This window comes from Psychrobacter sp. JB193 (assembly GCF_002285555.1).
Taxonomy (GTDB): domain Bacteria; phylum Pseudomonadota; class Gammaproteobacteria; order Pseudomonadales; family Moraxellaceae; genus Psychrobacter; species Psychrobacter alimentarius.
Genome location: NZ_NRGY01000002.1, coordinates 675,340 through 698,304 on the forward strand (window position 1 = coordinate 675,340; position 22,965 = coordinate 698,304).

The following is a 22,965-nucleotide window of genomic DNA, read 5'->3' on the forward strand; positions in this document are numbered from 1 at the left end:
AAAAGACCTTGCCAAGTGGTGAGGTCTTTTTTTATTGGTTATTATGACTACATTGAATACTTTTTATTTAATATCTACAAATTTGGATCAATGCTTTTATGAAAATATACGTTATTTTTAGGTATGAAAATATCTGACAGCTTCCAATTATCATGTAACATAACACTAAATGTGAAGTCTTCGTCTGAGGCTTTTATATAGCTACCATTACCCAGTTCAAACAACTGAATTGAACACAAGCCTCTTATCCAGCACGTCAATATAAAATTTAAATCGTTGTCAGAAATATAATTGATGTTAAGTTTAACCAGTTCTTGCAGTCTTTTTTCAACGTTGCTTAAACCGAAGAGGAATTCATTTTCAACATTTTCTAAGCTAAAGACATGCATACCAAAACCCAACCAGCTCATGCCGTATTCTTTTTGAGGTCTTGTAGATAGTTTAATATAGAGCATTCTTAAAAATTTAACAAAATCATTTTCAACTGATAAATAGTCTTCAATCTTTTCGACACCAAACCTTTCTATAAAGTTTGATATATTTGTCCACTGTCTATCGTTCAATACTTCATCATCTTCAAATCTAGAAATTTCATAATAACTAAAGCTCATAGTCATTTTTCTCCTCTAAGCTATTGTAATTAGATCAGAAAAAGTAATAGATATTATTAAGGTGAATTCTACAAAAAAGCCGAGCAAACTGCTCGGCCTTTTTACAATAGTTCAAACTTACTTAAAACTTATAAAGCAAACCAAGCGTCGTCGTTGCATCCGTACGTGAGTTGACCATTGGACTGTCATATTGCTCATTTGGCAAATAACTCAAGCTTTGGTTGGCAAATCCTGCCCAGTTTTCATTGAAGTCATAGTTGGCGCTGATATTGATATACGGGTTCAGACTGTTGTTAGACTTATACGGTTCAACGCCTGATTTTGCTGATTCTGCTTCGGTCACGCCATAATAGTAGTCGTTGTAATCTTCATCGAAGTACTCAAAACCAAAGCTTGGATAGATGGTGAGTTTATCTGCGCTGATTCTACCAATATAAGTCAAGCGCGCCGTGTTACCACCACTTTTATCCAAAACGTCTGTCGCTATTTGGGCACGAAACGCACCGATAGGCGTACGGCGCTGATAGCTCACACCTGCCGACGCTGAGATTTTACGCTCGTCCAATTCTGCCAAATTGCCACTGGCATCATCAGGATCAAAACTGTTGCCAGACGGTTGCGCATAGACTGACAACTGATTGGTGCCGTCATTGATTAGATACGCACCCGCTTGTGCCCCGCGTGCGTAGACTCTATTGTTGTCATAAAATACGCTTGGCAACACACGGAACTCGGCATTGTCATCTAAATCATAGGCAGACTTGACGGCCATGACATTGACACCCACGCTGAGGACAGCATCTTTGTCAGTGGGCAGGTTTTTATCAAGAAAAGGAATGGCACTAGAAACGCTAGCCACACTGAATAATGCAGTAGCGGTTAACACGCTGAGTGAGGCGCGCGTATAGATATTGGGTCGCGCTGCAAGTTTAAACATAATCAAGTCTCGTGATTGAGTGGGAATGGTCGAATAGTACCACTAAGCAGAAATAATGGGGTAGGGTAAGTTAAATGAGTATGCGGTTTTTATAACATTTCAGCAATGATAAATAAGTATGACCGTTTACTCAATGGTTTTTAGCACTTCTACGATTTGATAATGGATATCTTGCCACCACCAGACAAAGCCAACACTGATCAATAGCATCACAATCCATGGAAGTAGTGTCCAAAATAATGACGGCTTTGCTTGGGTTTCGTGGCTGATCGCTGTGTTATGCACCGTACTAAAATTCGTCTCTAAAGTACTGGTATCAAACTCAGCGTTGGGATCAGATGGGTAAGACGTATCGGCATCAGAGGGCTGATCAATATAATGGGTTTGATAAGTGTCTTGGTCATCAGCTCGATACGGGCTTGGTTCGTTCATCGGGTAAGGATGTTGAGGGATGGGCATATTTTGCTGTGCAATGATCATGCGTTGACGATAGGCGATAGCAAATGCCAACGCAATTATTAAGCCTGTCACGGCACCACCGATATGGCCTGCATTATCAATGCCCGGTACAGCAAAGCCATATACCAAGTTAATACCCATAATAAAGAGTAAGCTTCTTAAGTTGAGCATCAAACCATTGACCGATATCTTAAAAAATGCCGCTACCAATAAAGCCGCACCGATACCCATAATACCGCCAGATGCCCCAGCCGACAGTCCCGCTTGCCCATTTCCGTCCAAAATACCTTGCCATGTCACATAGCTGTTGAGTAAGTTGCCACCGATGGCTGCCAACAAAAACAATGCCAAAAACTTGGCTGAACCAAACATCGGCTCAGCGATTTGTCCAAAAAAATACATGGCAAAGCCATTAAATAATAAATGCATGAGACCAATGTGCAAAAACGCGCTACTGACCAAGCGCCATGGCTCATCACCCATGGTAAAAGGCAGTGCATTAGCGCCCCACTTGATCAGCATTTCAGTCGATGGATTATTGGCATCCGCGCCGCTTAGGACTTGTACGACAAATAGCCCGATAAAGCTGATCAATAATAAAGTAGTGACAGGTGCTGTTTTTAATAATTGTTGGATGGTCATAAAAGCTAAAATTCAGTAAAGATTGTAGGATAAGTATAAAGGGTCTTGTCAGAAGATGTTATCTATTAACTAGCAAGCAAGCATTGCAGTCAATTCAAAATAAAAGTGGTATATATAGTGATCGTGTTCTACTGGTAAAAATTTTTCTCGCTGGCTGCTTACAAGCGTGACAGAGGCTTCGAAAAATTTACCCCAGTAAAACCGCACTCTGTTTGAAAGTGATTGATTATATTTCAGAAAGATTTATTTTTAAAAATGGTCTGTTTTGAGATTCTCATAAGTACCCTTCACCAAGATATTGTCCGTGACGGTATTGATATCGGTATGACCACAAAACGCCATGGATATATCACATTCTTTGTAGATGATCTCAAGTGCACGGCGCACGCCATCTTCACCATAAGCGCCCAACCCATAAAGAAAAGCGCGACCGATCATGGTACCTTTAGCGCCTAGAGATATGGCTTTTAATACATCTTGACCGGAGCGAACACCGCTATCGAGCCATACTTCGATATTGCTGTTTTCGGCATGAACCGCTTGTACGATGTCTGCAAGGGCAGAGATAGAGGAGAGTGCCCCATCTAATTGACGACCACCATGGTTTGACACCACCAATGCATCCGCGCCGCTGCGTGCTGCCATGATGGCATCTTCAGGTTCCATAATACCTTTGATAATCAGCTTGCCGCTCCACATATCTTTGATACGAGCCACGTCGTCCCAGCTAAGAGCAGGATCAAACTGCTCTGCTGTCCACGCCGACAGCGAAGACAGATCCTCAACATCTTTTGCATGACCGACGATATTGCCGAACGTGCGCCTCTTAGTCCCAAGCATATTGAGACACCACTCAGGCTTGGTCATCAGATTCAGAATATTGGTCAGCGTTGGTTTGGGCGGCGCAGAGAGACCGTTTTTGATATCTTTATGCCGTTGTCCAAGCACTTGTAAGTCAGCAGTTAAGATGAGCGCAGAGCAATTTGCTTCCTTAGCACGGCGAATCAAATTGGCCATAAACGCCTGATCACGCATCACATACAGCTGAAACCAGAACGGCTTACTGGTATGGGCAGCGATATCTTCGATAGAGCAAATGCTCATGGTAGACAAAGAGAAGGGCACGCCAAACTTCTCTGCTGCTTGCGCGGCTTTGATTTCGCCATCCGCCCACATCATGCCTGTAAACCCAGTAGGCGCAATAGCGACTGGCATTTTGACCCGCTCACCGATCATGGTCGTTTCCAGACTACGGTTTTCCATGTTGACCAACACGCGTTGGCGCAGCTTAATCCGATCAAAATCGCTTTCATTGTTACGATACGTGGTCTCAGTCCATGAGCCTGAATCCACATAATCATAAAACATACGCGGCACTTTGCGCTCAGCAATCTGACGTAAGTCTTCGATGTCTGTTACTTTTTCTAGATTCTTCATAGCTGTTTCACCTCGGTGTTTTATCAATCAAGCGTCTTTTATTATGATGTTAGCAGTTGCTGTAAATCCATGACCGAAAAAGGATAGTCTAAGCGTTTTGATGACGTCAAAATAACAGGAATATTCGTGGCAAAGATCATCATCAGCGTCTCATCAAAGTCGGTAATATCGATTTTTTCATAGTCAATCGGTTGTACCGCTTGAAACCGATGGATAAGTTGCTCAGCAATGTCACACAAATGACAACCTACAGTACCCAGTAGCCACCATTTATCGATTTTTTCAGGTGTGCCAAGATGAGGATTTTCGGCGATGATACGTGCTCGCAGTGCAGTCATATAGTTATCATGTGCGGTGTCAATGGGCATATTTATTCTCTTATCTTAAGACTCATTAGAAAGTATTTGCGCTAAAAAAATCAATTAAAAAACCTAAATAATGTTTACCCTTTACGACATGATAAAGAAATGGGGTAAATAATGACAGCGATTGTGAGATTAGGTAAGATGATCTGCAGTTTTAGTTTACTGATTTATAATCATTGCCTTATCGCTTATTATTGATCGTGTTCTTTTATCGATAGTGCTCTTTTATCAAAAGTAACTTCTTATTGGTAATGGCTTACTTTATCTTATTGCGCTTTATCTTATTATTTTTTTAATCACTTGGATATCTCACATGGCAAGTTTTAGCAAATTTATCAAACGACTATTATTGGCATTGATAATGATAGTCGTCGCATTCCATGTGTTGGTTGCTGGATTACTGTTGATTTGGAAGACTCAGCCTATTAATAATAGTATGTTTATGCTGACACATCGCCTAACCGGTGGCACGGTCACACAGACTTGGGCAGAGTATGATGCCATTGCAAAATCTGCCAAACAAGCCGCGATAGTGAGTGAAGATTCGACGTTTAGCCAGCATAATGGTTTTGATTTCAAAGGCATTGAAGCAGCACGTAAGAAAAACGAAGAGACAGGTAAAATGTCTGCTGGCGGTTCAACCATCACTCAGCAGCTCGCAAAAAACCTATTTTTGACCTCTCATCGCTCATACGTTCGTAAAGGTGAGGAGGCCGTGATTACTTTGATGCTCGAAACGTTTTGGGACAAACAGCGCATCCTAACCGCTTATCTCAATGTGGCAGAGTTTGGTAATGGCATCTATGGTATCGAAGCTGCCGCTCAGCACTATTTTGACAAATCTGCTGCCAAACTGAATCGCGATGAATCTGCTTTGCTTATTGCTATGCTGACCAATCCAAAATATTATCAAGACAATCAAGGTGATAGACGTCTACGTAACAAACAGCGTATTATTAAAAAACGTATGAAAAATGCAATCTTACCGCAGTCGGATTGATTGTTTAGTTGTACTCATCTTGAACAACATAGATTGTGGACAGCAACGGTATGTTTTGTCATAAATAACTGCTATAAAAAAGGGTAATGCAACCACACCAAAAAGTAACAACGCATAAAAACAGTGCAAAAAATGATGGCGTATTGATAACGTAAAAGGAGTAGTGACGTGACAGATGTGTACGATCAGAAAAATAAGAATGAGGATGTGAATAACGCTATCAGGACTAATGAAACAATGAATATAAATGATGTTACTGACGTAAATAATGATATTGATACAGAAAGTCGTGGTAAAGAGTTGGCTGAGGTCGAGTGGCAACGCTCAGAAGATGGCAGCTATTCACCCAGCAGCTATATCAATCGCGACTTGTCATTATTACAGTTCCATTTGCGTGTCTTGGCACAGGCCGCCAGTCCACACCATCCGCTGCTTGAGCGTTTATTTTTCTTAATGATTTTTTCCTCAAATATCGATGAGTTTTTTGAGATTCGTGTGGCGGGTATCATGCAAAAGTTTAGCATGGGAGATGTGTCGACCAGCGCTCATGGTATGCGTCCTAGCGAGTTGCTCAATGAAATCTCTACCATTACCCACGATGCTATTGATGAGCAATATCGTATTCTTAACGAAGATATTTTGCCCGCCCTTGCCCTTGAGGACATTCGTTACCTAAAGCGTGATGAGCTCAATGCTGAGCAGTCCGCTTGGATGAAGCGTTACTTCATTGAGCAAGTATCGCCCGTATTGACACCGATTAGCATTGATCCTGCGCATCCGTTTCCGCGTCTGGTTAATAAAAGCTTAAACTTCATCGCAACCTTGGAAGGCAAAGACGCTTTTGGTCGTGATATCAATCTAGCCATTGTGCCAGCCCCGCGCAGTCTGCCGCGAGTAATTCGTCTGCCGGACGAATTGACAGGTGGTAAAGAGCATCATGTAATGTTATCAGCCATTATTCATGAACATATTGGTGACTTGTTCCCTGGCATGAGCGTAACAGGCTGCCATCAGTTCAGACTGACACGTAATGCTGACTTGGATTTGGCTGATGATGTTGAGGACATCGCAAAAGCGCTAGAAGGCGAACTAGAGAACCGTCGTTTTGGTGATAAAGTACGTTTGGAAGTTACCACTGATTGCCCCGTACACATCAGTGATTACTTACTTGATGAGTTCGAGTTACATGACAATCAATTGTACCGAGTCAATGGCCCTGTCAATTTAACGCGCTTATTGTTTGATTTTAATATTCCTGCGCTGCGTTATCAGCCCTTTACTCATGTCGTGCCAAAAGAGTTCCGCCGTGAGATGGACAAGCTGGATAAGGCGACAAGCATGTTTGCGGCCATGCGTAAAAGCGATGTGCTGGTACACCATCCGTTCCATGCGTTTTCGCCCATTATCAATTTGCTGTGGCAAGCGGCGAGCGATCCAAAAGTACTCGCCATCAAGCAAACGCTGTATCGCTCAGGCACCAATTCAGAAATTGTCAAAGCATTAGCAGCCGCGGCTCGTAACGGTAAAGAAGTGACTGCCGTTATCGAGCTGCGCGCGCGCTTCGATGAGGCCTCAAATATCGCTGTAGCAAACTATTTACAAGAAGCGGGCGCGATTGTTGTGTATGGAATCGTTGGCTACAAGACGCATGCCAAGCTGATGCTTATCGTGCGCCGTGAGGATGACCGCATTCGCCGTTATGTTCATTTAGGCACAGGTAACTATCATGCCGCTAATGCTAAAGTGTATACCGATTATGGGTTGTTTAGCGCAGATCCTGACATCTCAGAAGATATACACAAAATCTTCCAAGAGCTGACAGGTATGGGTAAACCTGCCAACCTTAAAAAACTACTGCATGCCCCTTTTACATTACATGAAAAACTCATGAGCTTTATCGACGATGAAATTGCTCATGCAAAGGTCGGCAAACGCGCGCATATTATCATCAAAGCCAATGCCTTAACTGAGCGTCGATTGATTGGCAAGCTATATGATGCTTCACAAGCAGGGGTCAAGGTTGAGCTGATTCTGCGCTCTATGTGCTGCCTACGTCCGCAAGTCAAAGGCTTGTCCGAAAACATCACGGTGCGCTCTGTGATTGGTCGCTTTTTAGAGCATACACGTATTTATTACTTTTATAATAATGGAGCAGAGCGTTTATACTGCGGTAGTGCTGATTGGATGGATCGTAACTTATTCCACCGTGTGGAAGTGGCGTTTCCGATTGAAAATAAAAAGTTGTTTAAGCAAGTGTATGAAGACGGCCTACTCAATTACCTACACGACAACACACAATCGTGGGCACTGAATGGCAATGGCATCTGGCAACAGATACAGCCAGCAGCTGGAGAAGTTCCGCACACAGCGCAAGCGCATTTGCTCAAAACCATCAATAGTGTAGAAGAGCCGACCACTTATGCTCAATAATAATGATCTAATTTGAGGTGGTTATTAAAGGTCATAATTAAATAATTACCTTCAATATCAAAAGTTTACTTCTCTAACCGAGCGTTGTGATTTTCAACGCTCGGTTTTTTATTTTACAAAAACATTGGCTGTCAAAGTTACAAACTGTCTTGTAACCTCACATTTATTCACATATTGATACGGCACCACACTGGTAGCAACCATAATATTCTCCCTATACTACACAGAGTAAATAGTAGATTTGTCAAAGCAGCATTCGTCTACTGACTATGTTTTAAAAGATTCGTAGATCTACCACTATAGTTCAAAAACGATATATAAAATCATAAATTTAGCAATAATAACAATAGGAACAGATTATGAGTAATACTAATACTAATACTAATAATGATAGCTCAGATATTGATAAAGCAGCGGCGCAAGCAGACAGTCAGAAAATTGCAGAGAACCTTGAAGAAACCAAAGAAGTAAACAAGCCTGAATCGTTAAGCGAAGAAGAGCAAACACCATTTATTGAAGATGACTTGCGTACAGACAAATAGCTTTACTGGTTTTTTCTTAAGTAATTTTCTTTTAAATGTAGTGTGAGATTTAACCATTTAATGAAAGTTTGCGCTATAAAACTGAGGAGCGAATGATGTCAATCAATAGTCATCCAAACGATGAAGAAGCCGTACCAGTTAGAGATCCAGCTGCGTCGCACATCGATAATTCTAAAGACAGTTATGAAGGTCGAAAATATCACCCAAATATCGATGGACCTGAGCAAGATTCACAAGAAACAGATGAGATATATGTAGATCCTCGTAAAGAAGAAGACTTACCCGCAGGTGGCAAAAATGTTGCCGATTTAAACGCTTATGATTTAAGTCAAAAAGGTAATGAATAACAAAAGCGTATGATGAGCCATGCATGTGATAAGTCATAAAAGTGCGCGAGTATTTTAAACGTATGAACAATCAGATCTAATAATAATGATAAGGATATAATAATGGAAACCAAAGACCCTGCTTTAACTAAATCTCGAATTGCAGAAACCGAGGCGCATCAAACAGTTGACGAAAGCCATATTGGGAATACTCATCCTAGTAATCATGATGAGATTGATGAAAATCTCACTGAGAATAAAGGCACAGATACCTTTACAGAAGATGTGATTGATTCAGAACATGTGAATGATAATGACAACCCAGCTCGCCAACCTGATCGTCGTGATCAAGACAGCAATGGCTTTGATGACAATATTAATGAAGATACTGTTGGGAGTGAAGCCCCTGATAGCTACAATGTTAATGACATAAATCGTTATGCCAATATTGATAATGCTCAGACACGCGTACTAAATCCTGATCAAAAGAATAGCAACAGATAACGAAGAATAGGATTTCGGTAAGAAGCCATATCAACATGGAATACATACTAAGGAATAAAGATGAGCTTACCCGATGATGATAAACAAGAAAAGAATACTGGCCATCAGTTAAAAGATGCGGATGACAATAATGGTATTGTTCCTGACGATGCATTGCAAAAAGTAAACCCAGCAGCGGCTGAGAGAGCGACTGAAGATCATGACCCGCACCATATTGCCAAAGACCATAAGCAGTACGATAGTCCATTGATGGAAAGTGATAAGTAACCGTGCACTATCTAGCAGTCTCTCTATTTTGTAGTATAACCAATTCATTATGCACTGATATATAAAAGGTATAGTCACCATTTCGAATACGTCGTTCGAGATAGTGACTGTACATTTTTTAGTTACATTAATAATAAACTAGCTGAGTGTGAGCTAGGCAGGTGCGCCACTATGAAAACGTAACTCAGTATCGGGGCTTGATATCAGTTCCGCCTCTACTTCTTTAAAGAAGGCCACGCGCTCATCGATACTATCTTCTGACAGCGATTGCGCCAATGCCAGATAATCCTCAAAATGACGACTCTCTGACTTTAGTAAGTAGCGATAATATTTTGCCAAACGCTCGTCATTGATCACTTCCGCTAACGCTGCAAACCGTTCGCACGAACGTGCTTCGATAAATGCGCCAATGATGAGAATATCTATCATGGCTGCTGGCTCGTAAGTACGCTTATGTTTTAGCATTCCTTTGGCATAACGCCCAGCACTGAGGTATTCCCAGTCTTGTCCTCGATCATTCATGATACCGAGCACTTGCTCATAATGTAGCATCTCTTCTCTGATCAATTGCGCCAGTTTACACTGCAAATCATAAGAAAACTCATAGCGGAACATCATATTCATTGCGGTACCAGCTGCCTTTTTTTCACAGTTGGCATGATCCTGTATGATCAAAGGCAAATTTGCAATCGCTGCATCGACCCAAGACTGCGTGGTTCTAGCGCCCAAAAAGTCATAAACAAAAGACAAATCTACTTTGATGGGCGTGCGCAGTTTTGCGATATCGACACTATCTTCTGCTATATCATTGCTGGTATCAACTGCGTTATTCATACCATTGTTAGTGACGTTAACAGGTTCAGGCCTTACATTTTTGCTTTCTTTATTCATAGTATTGGTCATAGTTGAATGTATTTATGTCGTAATCGGGTGCAAATATTGAGCAAAGTATATTTCAGCAGGAATTGCGTTATCGATAATAATTCGCTTTATATCTATATATTAATTTTCGACCGAAGAGTACGGGTAAAACTCTTTAGGACAGATGATGCATAGAGTATCATTAATATACAACCCCAATATTTACTTGGTGAATGGTGTTTTCTTGTTTATTTCTTTATTTGATAGTAGGATGAGATTTTGCTTTATTGTACTTAATTTTATTAACGACGTACTTCAATTGCCAGTCATATAGACTGATTAATAGTCATGCAATAGGGAATGGTACATATTATAGCAATTGCCACTGCGATATAAATAGCAGACAGCAGGATGAGATCTGCTTATATTTATGTGAGTCAGAGCAATAGGTGTCATCTAAAGTAGAAACCACCGTCAAATATTTAATAGGGTAGTAGCAATTCGTATTAATACACTTCATGAATAGATAAGGATAACAACATGAGTCAGTCTTCTAACGCCAATCGTATTCAAAAAGGCATTCTTGCCATCGACCAGCAGCTATATGACTTTATTGAAAACGAAGTACTGCCAAAAGTCGGTGTTGATTCAGAGAGTTATTGGTCAGGTTTTGAAAAAGTTATTAAAGAGTTTACGCCACGTAATAAGGCTTTGTTAGAAACCCGCGACAAAATCCAAGCACAAATTGATCAGTGGCATCTACAACACCCTGCCACGGATGGTCAAATCGATTATCCTGCCTATAAAACGTTCTTGCAAGATATTGGTTACTTACTGCCAGAAGGCGATGATTTTGCGGTTAGTACAGAAAATGTCGATGACGAAATTGCACATATTGCAGGACCTCAGTTGGTCGTACCAGTACGTAATGCTCGCTATGCTCTAAATGCCACCAATGCACGCTGGGGCAGCTTATATGATGCCTTATATGGTACAGACGTTATTAGCAATGATAATGGTCAAGAAGCGAAGGGCAGCTACAATCCAACTCGCGGTGCTGCTGTTGTTGCTTACGCCAAACAGTTTTTAGATGACAATTTTGCTTTAGCATCAGGCTCATACGTTGATGTAACAGGCTTTAAAGTGGCTGATGGTCAACTTGAAGTGGTTCAAGGCGATAGTCGTACGTCATTAAAAGATTCTGCGCAGTTTGTTGGTTTTGTTGATGAAGCAGAAAATCCAACAGGTATTTTGCTAAAAAATAATGGCCTGCATGTAGAGATTCAGATCGATGCCAGCCATCCAGTCGGTAAAGACGATCCGGCTAATATCAATGATGTGCTCCTTGAGTCAGCGATTACCGCAATTCAAGATTGTGAAGACTCAGTTGCTGCGGTCGATGCAGAGGAAAAAGTAGAGGTATATCGCAACTGGTTTGGTTTGATGAATGGCGACTTACAAGAGACCTTCGAAAAAGGCGGCAAGACTCGTACACGTAAGCAAAACCCAGACCGTGAATATAATACACCAGACGGCGGCAAGCTTATCTTGCCAGGTCGCTCATTGCTATTGATCCGTAATGTCGGTCATTTAATGCAAAACCCTGCTATTTTAGTCGATTTGGGTAATGGCTTAGAGGAAATCTTCGAAGGTCTGATGGATGGCTTGGTTACTCCACTATTGTCACTCAATGATCTTAACGGTAGAAACGAGTTATCGAATTCACGTAAGGGTTCTATGTATATCGTTAAACCAAAAATGCATGGTCCAGAAGAAGTCAAAATGGCCAATGATTTTTTTAATGCCTCAGAGGATTTATTAGGCTTAAAACGTCACAGTCTTAAAATTGGAATTATGGATGAAGAGCGCCGCATGACGGTCAATCTAAAAGAGGCCATTCGCCAAGCGAAAGAGCGTGTAATCTTTATTAATACAGGCTTTTTAGACCGTACTGGTGATGAGATGCATACCAGTATGAATGCAGGTCCATTTGTGCCAAAAGGGGAGATGAAATCACAAGCTTGGCAACCAGCCTACGAGCAATGGAACGTCGACATTGGTTTAGAGACAGGTCTACAGGGGCATGCTCAGATTGGTAAAGGAATGTGGGCAAAGCCTGACGAGATGAAAGAGATGATGGAGACCAAAATGGCGCATCCTCAATCGGGCGCTACGACGGCTTGGGTACCATCACCCACAGGGGCAACCTTGCATAGTATCCATTATCACCAAGTAAATGTTGCTGACGTACAGGATCGCCTAAAGTCGCGTGAGCGTGCAAGTTTGGATGATATCTTGACCATTCCATTGGCAAAAGACACCAATTGGACAGAAGAGCAAAAACAGCAAGAATTGGAAAACAATGCGCAAGGGATTTTGGGTTACGTTGTACGCTGGGTCAATCAAGGGGTTGGATGCTCTAAAGTACCCGATATCGATGATGTGGGGCTAATGGAAGACAGAGCGACTCTGCGCATCTCAAGTCAGCATATTGCCAACTGGTTGCATCATGGCGTGGTGAGCGAGCAGCAGGTGATGGAGACGATGAAGCGCATGGCCAAAGTCGTTGATGAGCAAAATGCAACCGACAGCGAGTATCAACCAATGGCAGACAATTTTGATGGCTCTTATGCTTTTAAGGCCGCTTGTGATTTGATATTTAAAGGACGCGCGCAACCTAGTGGTTACACTGAGCCACTATTGCATCAAGCTCGTCTCGATTTGAAGGCAAACTGCTAAGCTTATTTCCCTTTATTGCGCCTAATAATAAAATATATCGTTTTTGTTAGCGCTATTTATTCGTAGATAAATAGCGCATTATTTACGATGGTAAGGTATATTCGTTAAGGTGGTTTCAATTTATTAGTAATAATATTAATCAATAGAATCCTTATCTAGTTGACTGGATAGGGATTTTTTTTGGCGCTTTGATTATTGAGTGATAATTTTACGATGATAAATTGATAAGTTTAAAAAGCGAAAAAATATGTTGCAAATTATGTCAAAGTTGTTATGCTTGTACTCGAAGTATGAGTTTGGTAACGGATGTTACGCAACAGACCGATAAAGACCTAAGTTTACATGGCAGTTACTTTTTTAATCCCAGTTATGTAAGTCATGGTTTTTTTCATCTTACTGTAATAGAACTTCGCCACACTTGTTTCTGACTAATCTCGGTAGCCAGTTACACATTATATCTTTGAGGATTTGTGACGATACCATTGTGAGCACCAGCTAATAATAGCTCGCTTATTACTAAAATTGTAAAGTGGAGATACCCCATGAAAAAACTACTTTTAGCTACAGCAGTTGCTGCCCTATCTGTATCTGCAGCCAATGCAGCTCCGACTGTCTATGGTAAAGCATTCTTAGCTGCTGACTATGTGAACGCTGACTTTGATTCACGTGTTGTTGGTGGAGATGATTTTGATGAAGATACAGTAGAAATCAACTCTCATTCTTCACGTTTGGGTTTCAAAGGTTCTGAAGCCATGACTGCTAACACTGACGTTATCTATCAGTTAGAGTATGGCACAAGCATCGATGGTGATAATGCAACGTTTTCTAATCGTGATACATATCTAGGTATCAACAACAAGCAATTTGGTGAGTTCCGTGTTGGTAAAAACCAATCTAGCTTAGACAAAATTAACAACGTTATTGTTAACCAAGGCTACTGGGATAACCTAGGCACTAACGAAATGGAAGACGATGTTGTTGAAGCGTTAAACATGGCAGATAGTAGCCGTATCAATAGTTCAGTTCTTTGGACTGCGCCTAAGTATGATGGTCTACCATTGCAAATGTTTGCAATGTACAACTCTGATGATGACGACTTCAATAATAATTCTGGCTTTGGCGTTGCTGCTATGTTTGATCAAGGCACAGGCTTCACTGCTGGTGTAGCGTATGACAAAGATCAAAACATCAATGGTGATATCATCCGTGGTACTGCTACTGTTGATCTAGGTAAATACATCGCAGCGCCTGTAACAGTTGGTGCTCTGTATCAAGTAGCTGATTATGATTATGATCGTGATACTACAAAGGAAAAAGGTTTGGTTCTTAGCGCTATCATGGGCTTAACTAACTTTGCTCGTCCAGCAAATATCTATACACAGTACAACAAAACTAACAACTTGAATGGTTGGGATGGTGCAGATTCAGATCAGATCGTTGTTGGTGGTCAGTACTTCTTTAAAGACAACATCATTGCGCATGCCTATGCTGGTATAAACAGTGCTGATGATCTTAAGACACTTAACACAGACAGTGGTATGGTAGTTACTAGAGGCGATGCTGAAGTAGTTGTCGTTGGTACTGGTCTAGAATACAAATTCTAATCTAACCATTAGAATCTGCTTATAAAAACTCATCCTTCGGGGTGAGTTTTTTTTTGTTATGCCTGTTTCCAATAGTGAATACGTTATAATAGCGACGGGTTGAAAACGAAGAGTTTTAAAGAGTTTGTGTTTTGCCCTATATTTTATGACGTATTTTTAGTAAAATCCTTCTTTACCAATTACCGACAGAATACTATGACCAAGTTTATATTTGTGACCGGTGGGGTAGTGTCCTCACTAGGAAAAGGTATCACCGCAGCCTCTCTTGCAGCGGTCTTAGAAGCACGTGGCGTGACCGTCACAATGACCAAGATGGATCCGTATATCAACGTTGATCCAGGTACGATGAGCCCGTTTCAGCATGGCGAAGTATTTGTCACCGAAGATGGTGCAGAGACGGATTTAGATTTGGGTTATTACGAGCGCTTTTTACGTCATTCAAAAATGAGTAAGAGCAACAACTTCACCAGTGGTCGTATCTACCAAAATGTTCTCAATAAAGAGCGTCGTGGCGAATATCTTGGTGGTACGGTACAAGTTATCCCTCACATCACCGATGAGATTAAAAATAAAATCTTAGCCAGTGGTGAAGGTTACGACATTGCTATCATCGAGATTGGTGGTACTGTCGGTGACATCGAATCGTTACCTTTTATGGAAGCGGTACGTCAAATGCAAGTAGAGCTTGGTCGTAATAGAGCCATGCTCATGCATCTAACGCTGGTTCCTTATATTGCAAGTGCAGGCGAAACCAAAACCAAACCAACGCAGCATTCAGTAAAAGAATTGCGTTCTATTGGTTTGCAGCCAGATATCTTAATCTGCCGCTCTGATCACCATATCTCGCAAGACAACCGCCGTAAGATTGCTTTATTTACCAACGTTGAAGAGCGTGCAGTCATCATGTGTGAAGACGCACAGAGCATCTATCAAATACCGCGCACCCTTCATGAGCAAGATCTTGATGATCTAATCTGTGAGCGCTTTGGTCTTAATGTGCCAGAAGCAGATTTGAGCGATTGGGATAAAGTAGTCGAAGCTCAGCTCAATCCTGAAGAGACAGTAACCGTGGCAATGGTTGGTAAGTATGTCGAGCTGCCTGATGCTTATAAGTCTATTAACGAGGCGTTGTTACATGCAGGTATCACTCATAAGCTTGACGTAAAAATCGACTATATCGATGCTGAGCTTTTAGAAAGCGATGACAGTCTGTTTGCTCGTTTGAGCCACGCTGATGCAATCTTAGTACCAGGTGGATTTGGTGAACGTGGTACCAATGGCAAAATAAAAGCCATTACTTATGCACGTGAAAACAAGGTTCCCTATCTAGGAATCTGCCTTGGTATGCAGTTGGCTGTGATTGAGTACGCTCGTAATGTGCTTAAAATTGATGCCAACTCTTCTGAGTTTGATCGCAAAACCGCAGAGCCTATTATCGGTCTTATCACTGAATGGTTAGATGAGCGCGGTGAGCTACAGATTCGCAGCGATGATTCTGATCTTGGTGGTACAATGCGTCTGGGCGCGCAGCAAGCCGAATTGGTTTCTGGTAGCAAGCTAAGCCAAATTTATGGTGCTAACAATATCACTGAGCGTCACCGTCATCGTTATGAGATGAACAACCGCTACATAGAGCCACTAGAGCAATCAGGTATGACGATTTCAGGGTACTCTGCTAAGCAGCATTTAGTAGAGTCTGTAGAGATTCCTGAGCATCCATGGTTTATCGCGGTACAGTTCCATCCAGAATTTACCAGCTCACCACGCGGTGGTCATCCACTGTTTAACAGCTTTGCAAAAGCGGCAAAAAACTTCAGCGACACTAAGTAATTGTAGAATATAAACAACCCTTAGAATTGTATCGCTCTATGTATATTAAAAAAGACTGATCTTCGGATTGGTCTTTTTTTGTGGGTGTATTTTTGTATTTGTATCTGGGACAGAGGTTTTGACTTTAAATCAGCAATAATGGCGAATATTGGGTAATTACGCTTGTACACTTTTTTTAACGACGCTATCGGTTACAATGTAGGATAGAAATATTGATAACAATAAAGAGGAAACTTTTTAATGGAAAATTCATTAACGGCACAATCACATATTGACCTTAATACGCCTGATAACAAAACCATCCATATTGGTAACGATCAGCCATTTGTATTGTTTGGCGGTATGAATGTGTTAGAGTCAAAAGAGTTGGCGTTTGAGATTGCTGAGCAATACGTCGAGATATGTCAGCGTTTGGGTATCGACTATGTGTTTAAAGCCAGTTTTGATAAAGCCAATCGCTCAAGCTTGCACTCTTATCGTGGTCCTGGGCTCGCGCAAGGCATAGATTGGTTGGGTCAAATCAAAGAAAAATTTCAAGTACCCATCATCACAGATGTGCATGAACCACATCAAGCGGCACCAGTCGCTGAAGTGGCTGATATTATTCAGCTGCCAGCGTTTTTATCACGTCAGACAGATCTGGTACATTCGATGGCAAAGACCGATGCCATTATTAATATCAAAAAAGCACAGTTTTTAGCGCCTCACGAGATGCGTCATATTGTCAATAAATGCCTTGAAGGCGGTAACAACAAGCTCATACTGTGTGAGCGCGGTAGTGCCTTTGGTTATAACAATCTGGTCGTGGATATGCTGGGCTTTGATACGATGAAGCAGATGGATATACCGGTATTTTTTGATGTGACGCACAGTCTACAGCAGCCAGGCGCACGTAGTGACAGCGCGGGCGGTCGCCGAGAGCAAATCACAACATTGGCACGCGCAGGTATGGCCACAGGATTGGCAGGGCTATTTTTAGAGGCGCACCCAAACCCAGAAGACGCAAAATGCGATGGTCCTTGTGCGTTGAGAATGAACCAGTTAGAGCCATTTTTGCGTCAGCTTAAGCAAATTGATGACTTGGTCAAAGGTTTTGACGTTCTCGATACGCATTAATGAAGTAGGAGATAACACCATGGCAATAAAGATTGCACAGGTAAGTATTGAAAACATCGATGATGCCAACGGGTTAGACAGCGTGATGACAGCCTTGAAAAATATCTCGGGCGTTACGGACATTGAGTTGGATACAGCGAGCCACATGGCTCATGTACGCTACGATGATACAGACACGAGCATTCATGCTTTGACTGCTGCCATTAGTATGGTGGATTATGTCACTCAGCCATTTCCCATCGATGCACCGCAAAACCCACACTATAATGATTGAGCCTTGTGTTACTACCAATACGACTGATACTGGTTTAGTAATAGTATTAATGAATACGTAAAAAAAAGATTATTTACCAAGAAAAATAAGGAGCCTACTATGGCAGACCAAACGCGCATTATTAAAATCGAAGGGATGACTTGTGGTGGCTGCGTTGCAAGCGTTCACAATGCTACTGCAGATATTGATGGTTTAAATGATATGAGCATTGAGCTTGCTGACAATCAAGCTACAGTCACCTTTGATGATAGTAAGACAAGTGCAGAAGCAATCGCTGCGGCTATCGATGACGCAGGCTTTGACGCAACCGTTTCTAATTCATAAGTTTTGTCCTTGATTTAAAAACCAGCTGTCATGGCTGGTTTTTTAGTGATTAAAAATTGGCACTGCCTGTTTATTTTTTTAAGACGAATTGACTATAAACCGTTCAAATAAAACCGATAGTTTGAGAATGTAATAGTTGTTTGATTTAAATCTCTCCACCCATTGTTGTTTTTATGGCTTATACCTTGTGTAAACGCCATAACGAGTCCTATTTATGAATGATTCCCATACTGATAACCATCACACCTACGACGTCGATACCGATATTCAATCCAACACAACGCTCACGCCGCAGCGCGCCCATCTACAACTTGCGATTGAAGGCATGACCTGTCAGGCATGCGCTTCACGCATTGAAAAGGTGCTGAATAAGAAGCCCTCAGTACATGAGGTCAATGTGAATTTTGCAGGCGAGACGGCAAATGTGGATTATGATCCTACGCAGACGACGCCAGAGCAAATCACAGAATGGGTGAACAAAACGGGTTTTGTTGCCAATCTGCAGGCAGCTGATAGTCTTTTTTCACAAACGGATGAAGATACAGCGACGCAGTATCCATGGCGTTTGATTGGACTATGGGTTTGCTTGTTACCTTTTTTAGTTGGGATGGCTGGCATGCTGACAGGTCAGGGGATGGCATGGATGCCAGCTATTTGGCTCCAGTTTGTTTTAGCCACGATTGTACAGTTTGGTTTTGCCCTACCGTTCTATAAGAGTGCGTGGGCGTCAATCAAAGGTGGTCTTGCCAACATGGATGTGTTGGTGGTCATTGGTACAGTGACCATTTGGGCGTACTCAACTTACCTGTGGCTCACTCATGGTGATGGCAGCTTAAATAGCTTGCTGCAAACCAGTCATGCAGTTGGTCACGGTATTGACCACGGTCCTGCTGTCTATTTTGAGGCAGGCGTGATGGTTATTGCCTTTGTGCGGACAGGTAAATATCTAGAAGAGCGCACCAAAAAGCACAGTTTAAACAGTATTGATTTATTGTTGTCATTGACACCAGATGAGGTCGAGCGCCAGCAGCCTAATGGTGAGTTTCATTCTGTTGCGCTCAAAGATATTCAAATAGGCGATATCTTGCGCGTCAAGCAAGGTAGCCGCGTGGCCACTGATGGTACGGTTATCGATGGAAGCGGCTGGTGTGAGGAAAGTCATTTAACTGGTGAATCGGTGCCACTCAAAAAAGATGTGGGCGATGGGCTGCTGGCAGGGGCGTTGCTTGAAAATGGTAGCTTGCTGTATCGCGTCAGCGCCAAAGGCAGCGATACCAAGTTGGGGGACATGGTGCAAGCATTGAGTGAAGCTCAAGGTTCAAAAGCCAATTTGGCACGTCTTGCGGACAAAGTAACCGCCATCTTTGTTCCTGTCGTGGTTGCCATTGCTTTGGTTACTTTTGGACTGACATGGTGGCTGACAGGAATGATGGACACGGCCTTGATGCATGCCGTATCGGTCTTGGTCATTGCTTGTCCTTGTGCATTAGGGCTGGCAACACCAGCCGCGATTATGGCTGGTATGGGTGTCGCCGCGCGTCATGGCGTCTGGTTTAAAGATGCTCAAAGTTTGGAAGCCGCTGGTAATATCGATACGGTGGTACTTGATAAAACTGGCACCTTGACGATGGGTAAACCTACCATTGTCGATCAAGTGATGGTAGATAAATCATTAGCCGTCGACGATGTCTTACAAATTGCAGCCAGCGTTGAGGCTCATGCCAGTCATCCGCTAGCGACAGCACTAATCAACGCAGCTGCCAAACGTGATTTGCCATTACTACCTGTGACTGATATCAATGTTATCAAAGGGGCGGGCATTCAAGCACAGATCGATGGGCTTGGACTGGTCAAGGTGGGTACAGCAGAGTTTGCAAGTCTAACGCTACCCAAGTTTATGCCAAAAGCATGGCAAATTGCCAGTACAGTGGCAGTCAGTATCAATGATGAACCCCTTGGTGCGTTTGCGTTGGCTGATGATTTAAAAGCCGATACGCCGCAAGCCATCACTGCATTACAAGAGTCTGGCCTTCATGTGATTTTGATGAGCGGTGATAAGCAATCTGTCGTTAACCATGTCGCAGGGCAGCTAGGTATCGAACAAGCATACGGTAAAATGAGTCCACGTGACAAAGCCAGCCAAATTGCGCGATTACAAACCGCCGGTCATAAAGTTGCGATGGCAGGAGATGGGGTAAATGATGCACCTGCGATGGCAACTGCAGATGCGAGCTTTGCTATGTTTGAAGGGACCGATGTGGCACAACATAGTGCCTCCGCTCGGTTGATGGGTGAGTCGCTCATGCATATTGATGCGGCTCAAAAAATTGCGCAAGCAACGCTGCGTAATATCAAACAGAACCTATTTTTTGCCTTCATTTATAATTGTCTGGGTATTCCGCTTGCTGCATTCGGTTTTTTGAATCCTATGATTGCAGCGGCTGCGATGGCACTTAGCTCCATCTCAGTACTAATGAATGCATTACGGTTGACACGGTTTAAAACCAAGGTGGCGCTCGACAATACTGTCTCTGCTGCTCATCCTAAGACAAGTCATCCCAAAACAGTCTGATGACGATGCTTTTCTGAATAATAGGTTGTATTGAAGACAGACCATAACAGCAGACATTTCGGTTTACCTGAGTTGCTTATATTTAAAATTAGGGCTGCAAGTCAGTGTAAGATAAGGGAAGTTTGATAAAAAATATGCTATGATGCCAAGCAATATAGCTAGCTATCATGGTACTAAACAGCGTTTAAATGCTGCTTAAACTGACCAATTTGACCAATACACAAATCGGTCTTAGATATAGGTGCTATAGGGCAGTTTGCTTTAACTTTTTTGTATTCTATTTGCCGTTATTTATCCCATAAACTTGGCATGACCAAAGGAATTAACAGACATTATGTACGCTGAAGAAACCAACAACGTCACCGCAATTAAAGACATTCGCGCTCGTGAGATTTTAGACTCGCGCGGTAACCCAACGATTGAAGCTGATGTTATTTTAGCTGACGGTACCATTGGTCGTGCTGCTGCTCCAAGTGGGGCATCTACAGGTTCACGTGAGGCACTAGAGCTGCGTGATGGCGATCAAACTCGTTACATGGGTAAGGGCGTTAAAAAAGCCGTTGCCAACGTCAATAGCCAGATTCGCAGTGCGTTGATGGACAAAGACGTGACCGAGCAGCAAGGCATTGATGATGCCATGATTGCATTAGATGGCACAGAGAATAAAGACAGCCTTGGTGCTAACGCTATGTTGGCAGTGTCCTTAGCGACAGCCAAAGCCGCTGCAAAATCACAGAGTCTGCCGCTGCATCAATATATTGCCAATTTGCGCAATCAGACGTCGCTCACGATGCCTGTACCAATGATGAACATCCTAAACGGTGGCGAGCACGCAGACAATACTGTTGATATTCAAGAATTTATGATTGAGCCTGTAGGCTTCACGAACTTTTCAGAAGCGCTACGAGCGGGTACAGAGATTTTTCATAGCTTAAAGTCTGTTTTAAAGTCTCAAGGCTTAAATACAGCGGTCGGCGATGAAGGCGGTTTTGCACCAAACTTACGTAGCAATGAAGAAGCCATTACGGTAATTTTGCAAGCGATTGAGCAAGTCGGTTATAAAGCAGGTGAAGATATCCATCTTGCTCTAGACTGTGCGGCCAGCGAGTTCTATAAGAATGGTCAGTATGTTTTGGCGGGCGAAGGCAACAAAGCGTTTGATAGCCAAGGTTTCTCAGACTATCTAGTAGGATTAGCACGTCAATATCCTATTATTTCTATCGAAGACGGTCTTGATGAGTCAGATTGGGATGGTTGGAAGTATTTGACCGAACAGATTGGTGATAAAGTCCAGTTAGTCGGTGATGATTTATTTGTGACCAATCCTACGATCTTGCAAGAAGGCATTGATAAGCACATTGCCAATGCGATTTTGATTAAGTTCAATCAGATTGGTACCTTATCAGAAACGCTAGATGCCATTTATCTGGCGAAGAAAAATGGCTATGCAACCATCATCTCGCACCGCTCAGGTGAAACGGAAGACAGCACCATTGCAGATCTGGCTGTCGGTACTGCTGCAGGTCAAATCAAAACAGGCTCACTGTGCCGCTCAGACCGCGTTGCAAAATACAATCAGTTGTTACGTATTGAGCAGCAAGTACGTGCAAGCTATCGTGGCCGTGAAGAGTTTATCGGTCTGCGTGGTTAAGAAGCAAGTTTATAGCTAATGCTAGGCGATAAGGACTCATTGATATGGAGATATATCGCTTAGCAAATTCAGCTAATAATAAGCCTAGCTTATTTTTATTTTACAAATTTTCTGTTGTTTGGCGTGATCACATGAAATACTTTAGCCAATTTATGTTACTTGCTTTAGCGGTTGCAGTGCTGTTAGGACTGCAATATCAGTATTGGCTGGGTGAGAATGGACGATCTGGGCATAATAAATTATTAACTCAGATTGAAGAGCAGCAGCACCTAAATGATAATCAAGTCGCTGCTAATAATTTATTACGTACGGATGTCTATGACCTCAAAAACGGTCTGGAGGCAGTTGAAGAGCATGCTCGCTTGGACTTAGGATTGATTAAACCAAACGAGACGTTTGTTCAGGTATCTACTGCGCCAACGACACATACTCGTTATTAATCTACCAAGATACGACAATACTATAAGGCACTCT

21 protein-coding genes are annotated in these 22,965 nt (G+C 42.3%); 15 read left to right on the forward strand and 6 right to left on the reverse strand.

Annotated elements, in window-relative coordinates:
- Positions 1 to 74: 74 nt before the first annotated feature.
- From CIK80_RS10690 to CIK80_RS10710, 5 genes are all read right to left on the reverse strand, one after another.
- The gene (locus CIK80_RS10690; protein ID WP_095569976.1) at positions 75 to 617 is read right to left on the reverse strand and encodes a hypothetical protein; all 543 of its coding nucleotides are present in this window, start codon (positions 615 to 617) and stop codon (positions 75 to 77) included.
- Between the two features lie 115 nt (positions 618 to 732).
- Positions 733 to 1,548 (reverse strand): MipA/OmpV family protein, encoded by an 816-nt coding sequence (locus CIK80_RS10695; RefSeq protein WP_095569977.1) that lies wholly within the window; start codon positions 1,546 to 1,548, stop codon positions 733 to 735.
- A gap of 126 nt (positions 1,549 to 1,674) precedes the next feature.
- Positions 1,675 to 2,649, reverse strand: a complete 975-nt coding sequence (locus CIK80_RS10700; protein ID WP_095569978.1) for a rhomboid family intramembrane serine protease — start codon at positions 2,647 to 2,649, stop codon at positions 1,675 to 1,677.
- Between the two features lie 249 nt (positions 2,650 to 2,898).
- Positions 2,899 to 4,086 carry an alpha-hydroxy acid oxidase gene (locus tag CIK80_RS10705; protein ID WP_095569979.1) on the reverse strand — a complete coding sequence of 396 codons (1,188 nt, stop codon included), beginning with the start codon at positions 4,084 to 4,086 and terminating at the stop codon, positions 2,899 to 2,901.
- 41 nt (positions 4,087 to 4,127) lie between these two features.
- On the reverse strand, positions 4,128 to 4,454 hold the full coding sequence (locus CIK80_RS10710) for a glutaredoxin family protein (RefSeq protein ID WP_257011747.1): 327 nt from the start codon (positions 4,452 to 4,454) through the stop codon (positions 4,128 to 4,130).
- A 310-nt stretch (positions 4,455 to 4,764) separates the two neighbouring features.
- Between CIK80_RS10710 and mtgA the strand changes: the two genes are divergently transcribed.
- The 6 genes from mtgA (at position 4,765) to CIK80_RS10740 (ending at position 9,520) form a co-directional block, all read left to right on the forward strand.
- On the forward strand, positions 4,765 to 5,451 hold the full coding sequence (mtgA, locus tag CIK80_RS10715; protein ID WP_095569980.1) for a monofunctional biosynthetic peptidoglycan transglycosylase: 687 nt from the start codon (positions 4,765 to 4,767) through the stop codon (positions 5,449 to 5,451).
- A gap of 237 nt (positions 5,452 to 5,688) precedes the next feature.
- The gene (ppk1, locus tag CIK80_RS10720) at positions 5,689 to 7,881 is read left to right on the forward strand and encodes a polyphosphate kinase 1 (RefSeq protein ID WP_257011777.1); all 2,193 of its coding nucleotides are present in this window, start codon (positions 5,689 to 5,691) and stop codon (positions 7,879 to 7,881) included.
- 359 nt (positions 7,882 to 8,240) lie between these two features.
- Entirely contained in the window at positions 8,241 to 8,423 is a 183-nt protein-coding gene (locus tag CIK80_RS10725; protein ID WP_095569981.1) for a hypothetical protein, read from the forward strand.
- A 95-nt stretch (positions 8,424 to 8,518) separates the two neighbouring features.
- A complete protein-coding gene (locus CIK80_RS10730) occupies positions 8,519 to 8,770 on the forward strand; it encodes a hypothetical protein (RefSeq protein ID WP_257011748.1) in 252 nt (83 codons plus the stop codon).
- 102 nt (positions 8,771 to 8,872) lie between these two features.
- Positions 8,873 to 9,253: a hypothetical protein gene (locus CIK80_RS10735; protein ID WP_095569983.1), complete on the forward strand. Its 381-nt coding sequence runs from the start codon at positions 8,873 to 8,875 to the stop codon at positions 9,251 to 9,253.
- Positions 9,254 to 9,313: 60 nt separating this feature from the next.
- On the forward strand, positions 9,314 to 9,520 hold the full coding sequence (locus tag CIK80_RS10740) for a hypothetical protein (RefSeq protein WP_095569984.1): 207 nt from the start codon (positions 9,314 to 9,316) through the stop codon (positions 9,518 to 9,520).
- A gap of 153 nt (positions 9,521 to 9,673) precedes the next feature.
- Here CIK80_RS10740 and CIK80_RS10745 read toward each other — a convergent pair whose 3' ends face one another.
- Positions 9,674 to 10,354, reverse strand: a complete 681-nt coding sequence (locus CIK80_RS10745; protein WP_179288397.1) for a tRNA-(ms[2]io[6]A)-hydroxylase — start codon at positions 10,352 to 10,354, stop codon at positions 9,674 to 9,676.
- 567 nt (positions 10,355 to 10,921) lie between these two features.
- Here CIK80_RS10745 and CIK80_RS10750 point away from each other — a divergent pair.
- From CIK80_RS10750 to CIK80_RS10790, 9 genes are all read left to right on the forward strand, one after another.
- Positions 10,922 to 13,120 (forward strand): malate synthase G, encoded by a 2,199-nt coding sequence (locus CIK80_RS10750; protein ID WP_095569985.1) that lies wholly within the window; start codon positions 10,922 to 10,924, stop codon positions 13,118 to 13,120.
- Positions 13,121 to 13,662: 542 nt separating this feature from the next.
- Positions 13,663 to 14,724 carry a porin gene (locus CIK80_RS10755; protein WP_095569986.1) on the forward strand — a complete coding sequence of 354 codons (1,062 nt, stop codon included), beginning with the start codon at positions 13,663 to 13,665 and terminating at the stop codon, positions 14,722 to 14,724.
- A gap of 195 nt (positions 14,725 to 14,919) precedes the next feature.
- Positions 14,920 to 16,554, forward strand: coding sequence for a CTP synthase (locus tag CIK80_RS10760; RefSeq protein ID WP_062845217.1), 1,635 nt, complete (start codon positions 14,920 to 14,922; stop codon positions 16,552 to 16,554).
- 240 nt (positions 16,555 to 16,794) lie between these two features.
- Positions 16,795 to 17,670, forward strand: a complete 876-nt coding sequence (gene kdsA, locus CIK80_RS10765; protein WP_095569987.1) for a 3-deoxy-8-phosphooctulonate synthase — start codon at positions 16,795 to 16,797, stop codon at positions 17,668 to 17,670.
- A gap of 19 nt (positions 17,671 to 17,689) precedes the next feature.
- Positions 17,690 to 17,944 carry a heavy-metal-associated domain-containing protein gene (locus CIK80_RS10770; RefSeq protein ID WP_095569988.1) on the forward strand — a complete coding sequence of 85 codons (255 nt, stop codon included), beginning with the start codon at positions 17,690 to 17,692 and terminating at the stop codon, positions 17,942 to 17,944.
- Positions 17,945 to 18,043: 99 nt separating this feature from the next.
- The gene (locus CIK80_RS10775) at positions 18,044 to 18,268 is read left to right on the forward strand and encodes a cation transporter (protein ID WP_095569989.1); all 225 of its coding nucleotides are present in this window, start codon (positions 18,044 to 18,046) and stop codon (positions 18,266 to 18,268) included.
- A gap of 214 nt (positions 18,269 to 18,482) precedes the next feature.
- On the forward strand, positions 18,483 to 20,840 hold the full coding sequence (locus CIK80_RS10780) for a cation-translocating P-type ATPase (protein WP_095569990.1): 2,358 nt from the start codon (positions 18,483 to 18,485) through the stop codon (positions 20,838 to 20,840).
- A gap of 334 nt (positions 20,841 to 21,174) precedes the next feature.
- Positions 21,175 to 22,491 (forward strand): phosphopyruvate hydratase, encoded by a 1,317-nt coding sequence (gene eno, locus CIK80_RS10785; RefSeq protein ID WP_062845212.1) that lies wholly within the window; start codon positions 21,175 to 21,177, stop codon positions 22,489 to 22,491.
- A gap of 131 nt (positions 22,492 to 22,622) precedes the next feature.
- Positions 22,623 to 22,931 (forward strand): septum formation initiator family protein, encoded by a 309-nt coding sequence (locus CIK80_RS10790; RefSeq protein ID WP_062845982.1) that lies wholly within the window; start codon positions 22,623 to 22,625, stop codon positions 22,929 to 22,931.
- Positions 22,932 to 22,965 lie beyond the last annotated feature (34 nt).

Excerpts from the sequence above, each read along its gene's own strand:
- CIK80_RS10690 (WP_095569976.1), bottom strand. The coding sequence starts at position 617 with ATGACTATGAGCTTTAGTTATTATGAAATTTCTAGATTTGAAGATGAT.
- CIK80_RS10780 (WP_095569990.1), top strand. The coding sequence starts at position 18,483 with ATGAATGATTCCCATACTGATAACCATCACACCTACGACGTCGATACC.
- CIK80_RS10755 (WP_095569986.1), top strand. The coding sequence starts at position 13,663 with ATGAAAAAACTACTTTTAGCTACAGCAGTTGCTGCCCTATCTGTATCT.
- kdsA (WP_095569987.1), top strand. The coding sequence starts at position 16,795 with ATGGAAAATTCATTAACGGCACAATCACATATTGACCTTAATACGCCT.
- CIK80_RS10750 (WP_095569985.1), top strand. The coding sequence starts at position 10,922 with ATGAGTCAGTCTTCTAACGCCAATCGTATTCAAAAAGGCATTCTTGCC.
- CIK80_RS10705 (WP_095569979.1), bottom strand. The coding sequence starts at position 4,086 with ATGAAGAATCTAGAAAAAGTAACAGACATCGAAGACTTACGTCAGATT.
- eno (WP_062845212.1), top strand. The coding sequence starts at position 21,175 with ATGTACGCTGAAGAAACCAACAACGTCACCGCAATTAAAGACATTCGC.
- CIK80_RS10725 (WP_095569981.1), top strand. The coding sequence starts at position 8,241 with ATGAGTAATACTAATACTAATACTAATAATGATAGCTCAGATATTGAT.
- CIK80_RS10770 (WP_095569988.1), top strand. The coding sequence starts at position 17,690 with ATGGCAATAAAGATTGCACAGGTAAGTATTGAAAACATCGATGATGCC.
- CIK80_RS10735 (WP_095569983.1), top strand. The coding sequence starts at position 8,873 with ATGGAAACCAAAGACCCTGCTTTAACTAAATCTCGAATTGCAGAAACC.
- CIK80_RS10775 (WP_095569989.1), top strand. The coding sequence starts at position 18,044 with ATGGCAGACCAAACGCGCATTATTAAAATCGAAGGGATGACTTGTGGT.
- CIK80_RS10695 (WP_095569977.1), bottom strand. The coding sequence starts at position 1,548 with ATGTTTAAACTTGCAGCGCGACCCAATATCTATACGCGCGCCTCACTC.
- CIK80_RS10745 (WP_179288397.1), bottom strand. The coding sequence starts at position 10,354 with ATGAATAACGCAGTTGATACCAGCAATGATATAGCAGAAGATAGTGTC.
- CIK80_RS10740 (WP_095569984.1), top strand. The coding sequence starts at position 9,314 with ATGAGCTTACCCGATGATGATAAACAAGAAAAGAATACTGGCCATCAG.
- mtgA (WP_095569980.1), top strand. The coding sequence starts at position 4,765 with ATGGCAAGTTTTAGCAAATTTATCAAACGACTATTATTGGCATTGATA.
- ppk1 (WP_257011777.1), top strand. The coding sequence starts at position 5,689 with ATGAATATAAATGATGTTACTGACGTAAATAATGATATTGATACAGAA.
- CIK80_RS10710 (WP_257011747.1), bottom strand. The coding sequence starts at position 4,454 with ATGCCCATTGACACCGCACATGATAACTATATGACTGCACTGCGAGCA.
- CIK80_RS10700 (WP_095569978.1), bottom strand. The coding sequence starts at position 2,649 with ATGACCATCCAACAATTATTAAAAACAGCACCTGTCACTACTTTATTA.
- CIK80_RS10790 (WP_062845982.1), top strand. The coding sequence starts at position 22,623 with ATGAAATACTTTAGCCAATTTATGTTACTTGCTTTAGCGGTTGCAGTG.
- CIK80_RS10760 (WP_062845217.1), top strand. The coding sequence starts at position 14,920 with ATGACCAAGTTTATATTTGTGACCGGTGGGGTAGTGTCCTCACTAGGA.
- CIK80_RS10730 (WP_257011748.1), top strand. The coding sequence starts at position 8,519 with ATGTCAATCAATAGTCATCCAAACGATGAAGAAGCCGTACCAGTTAGA.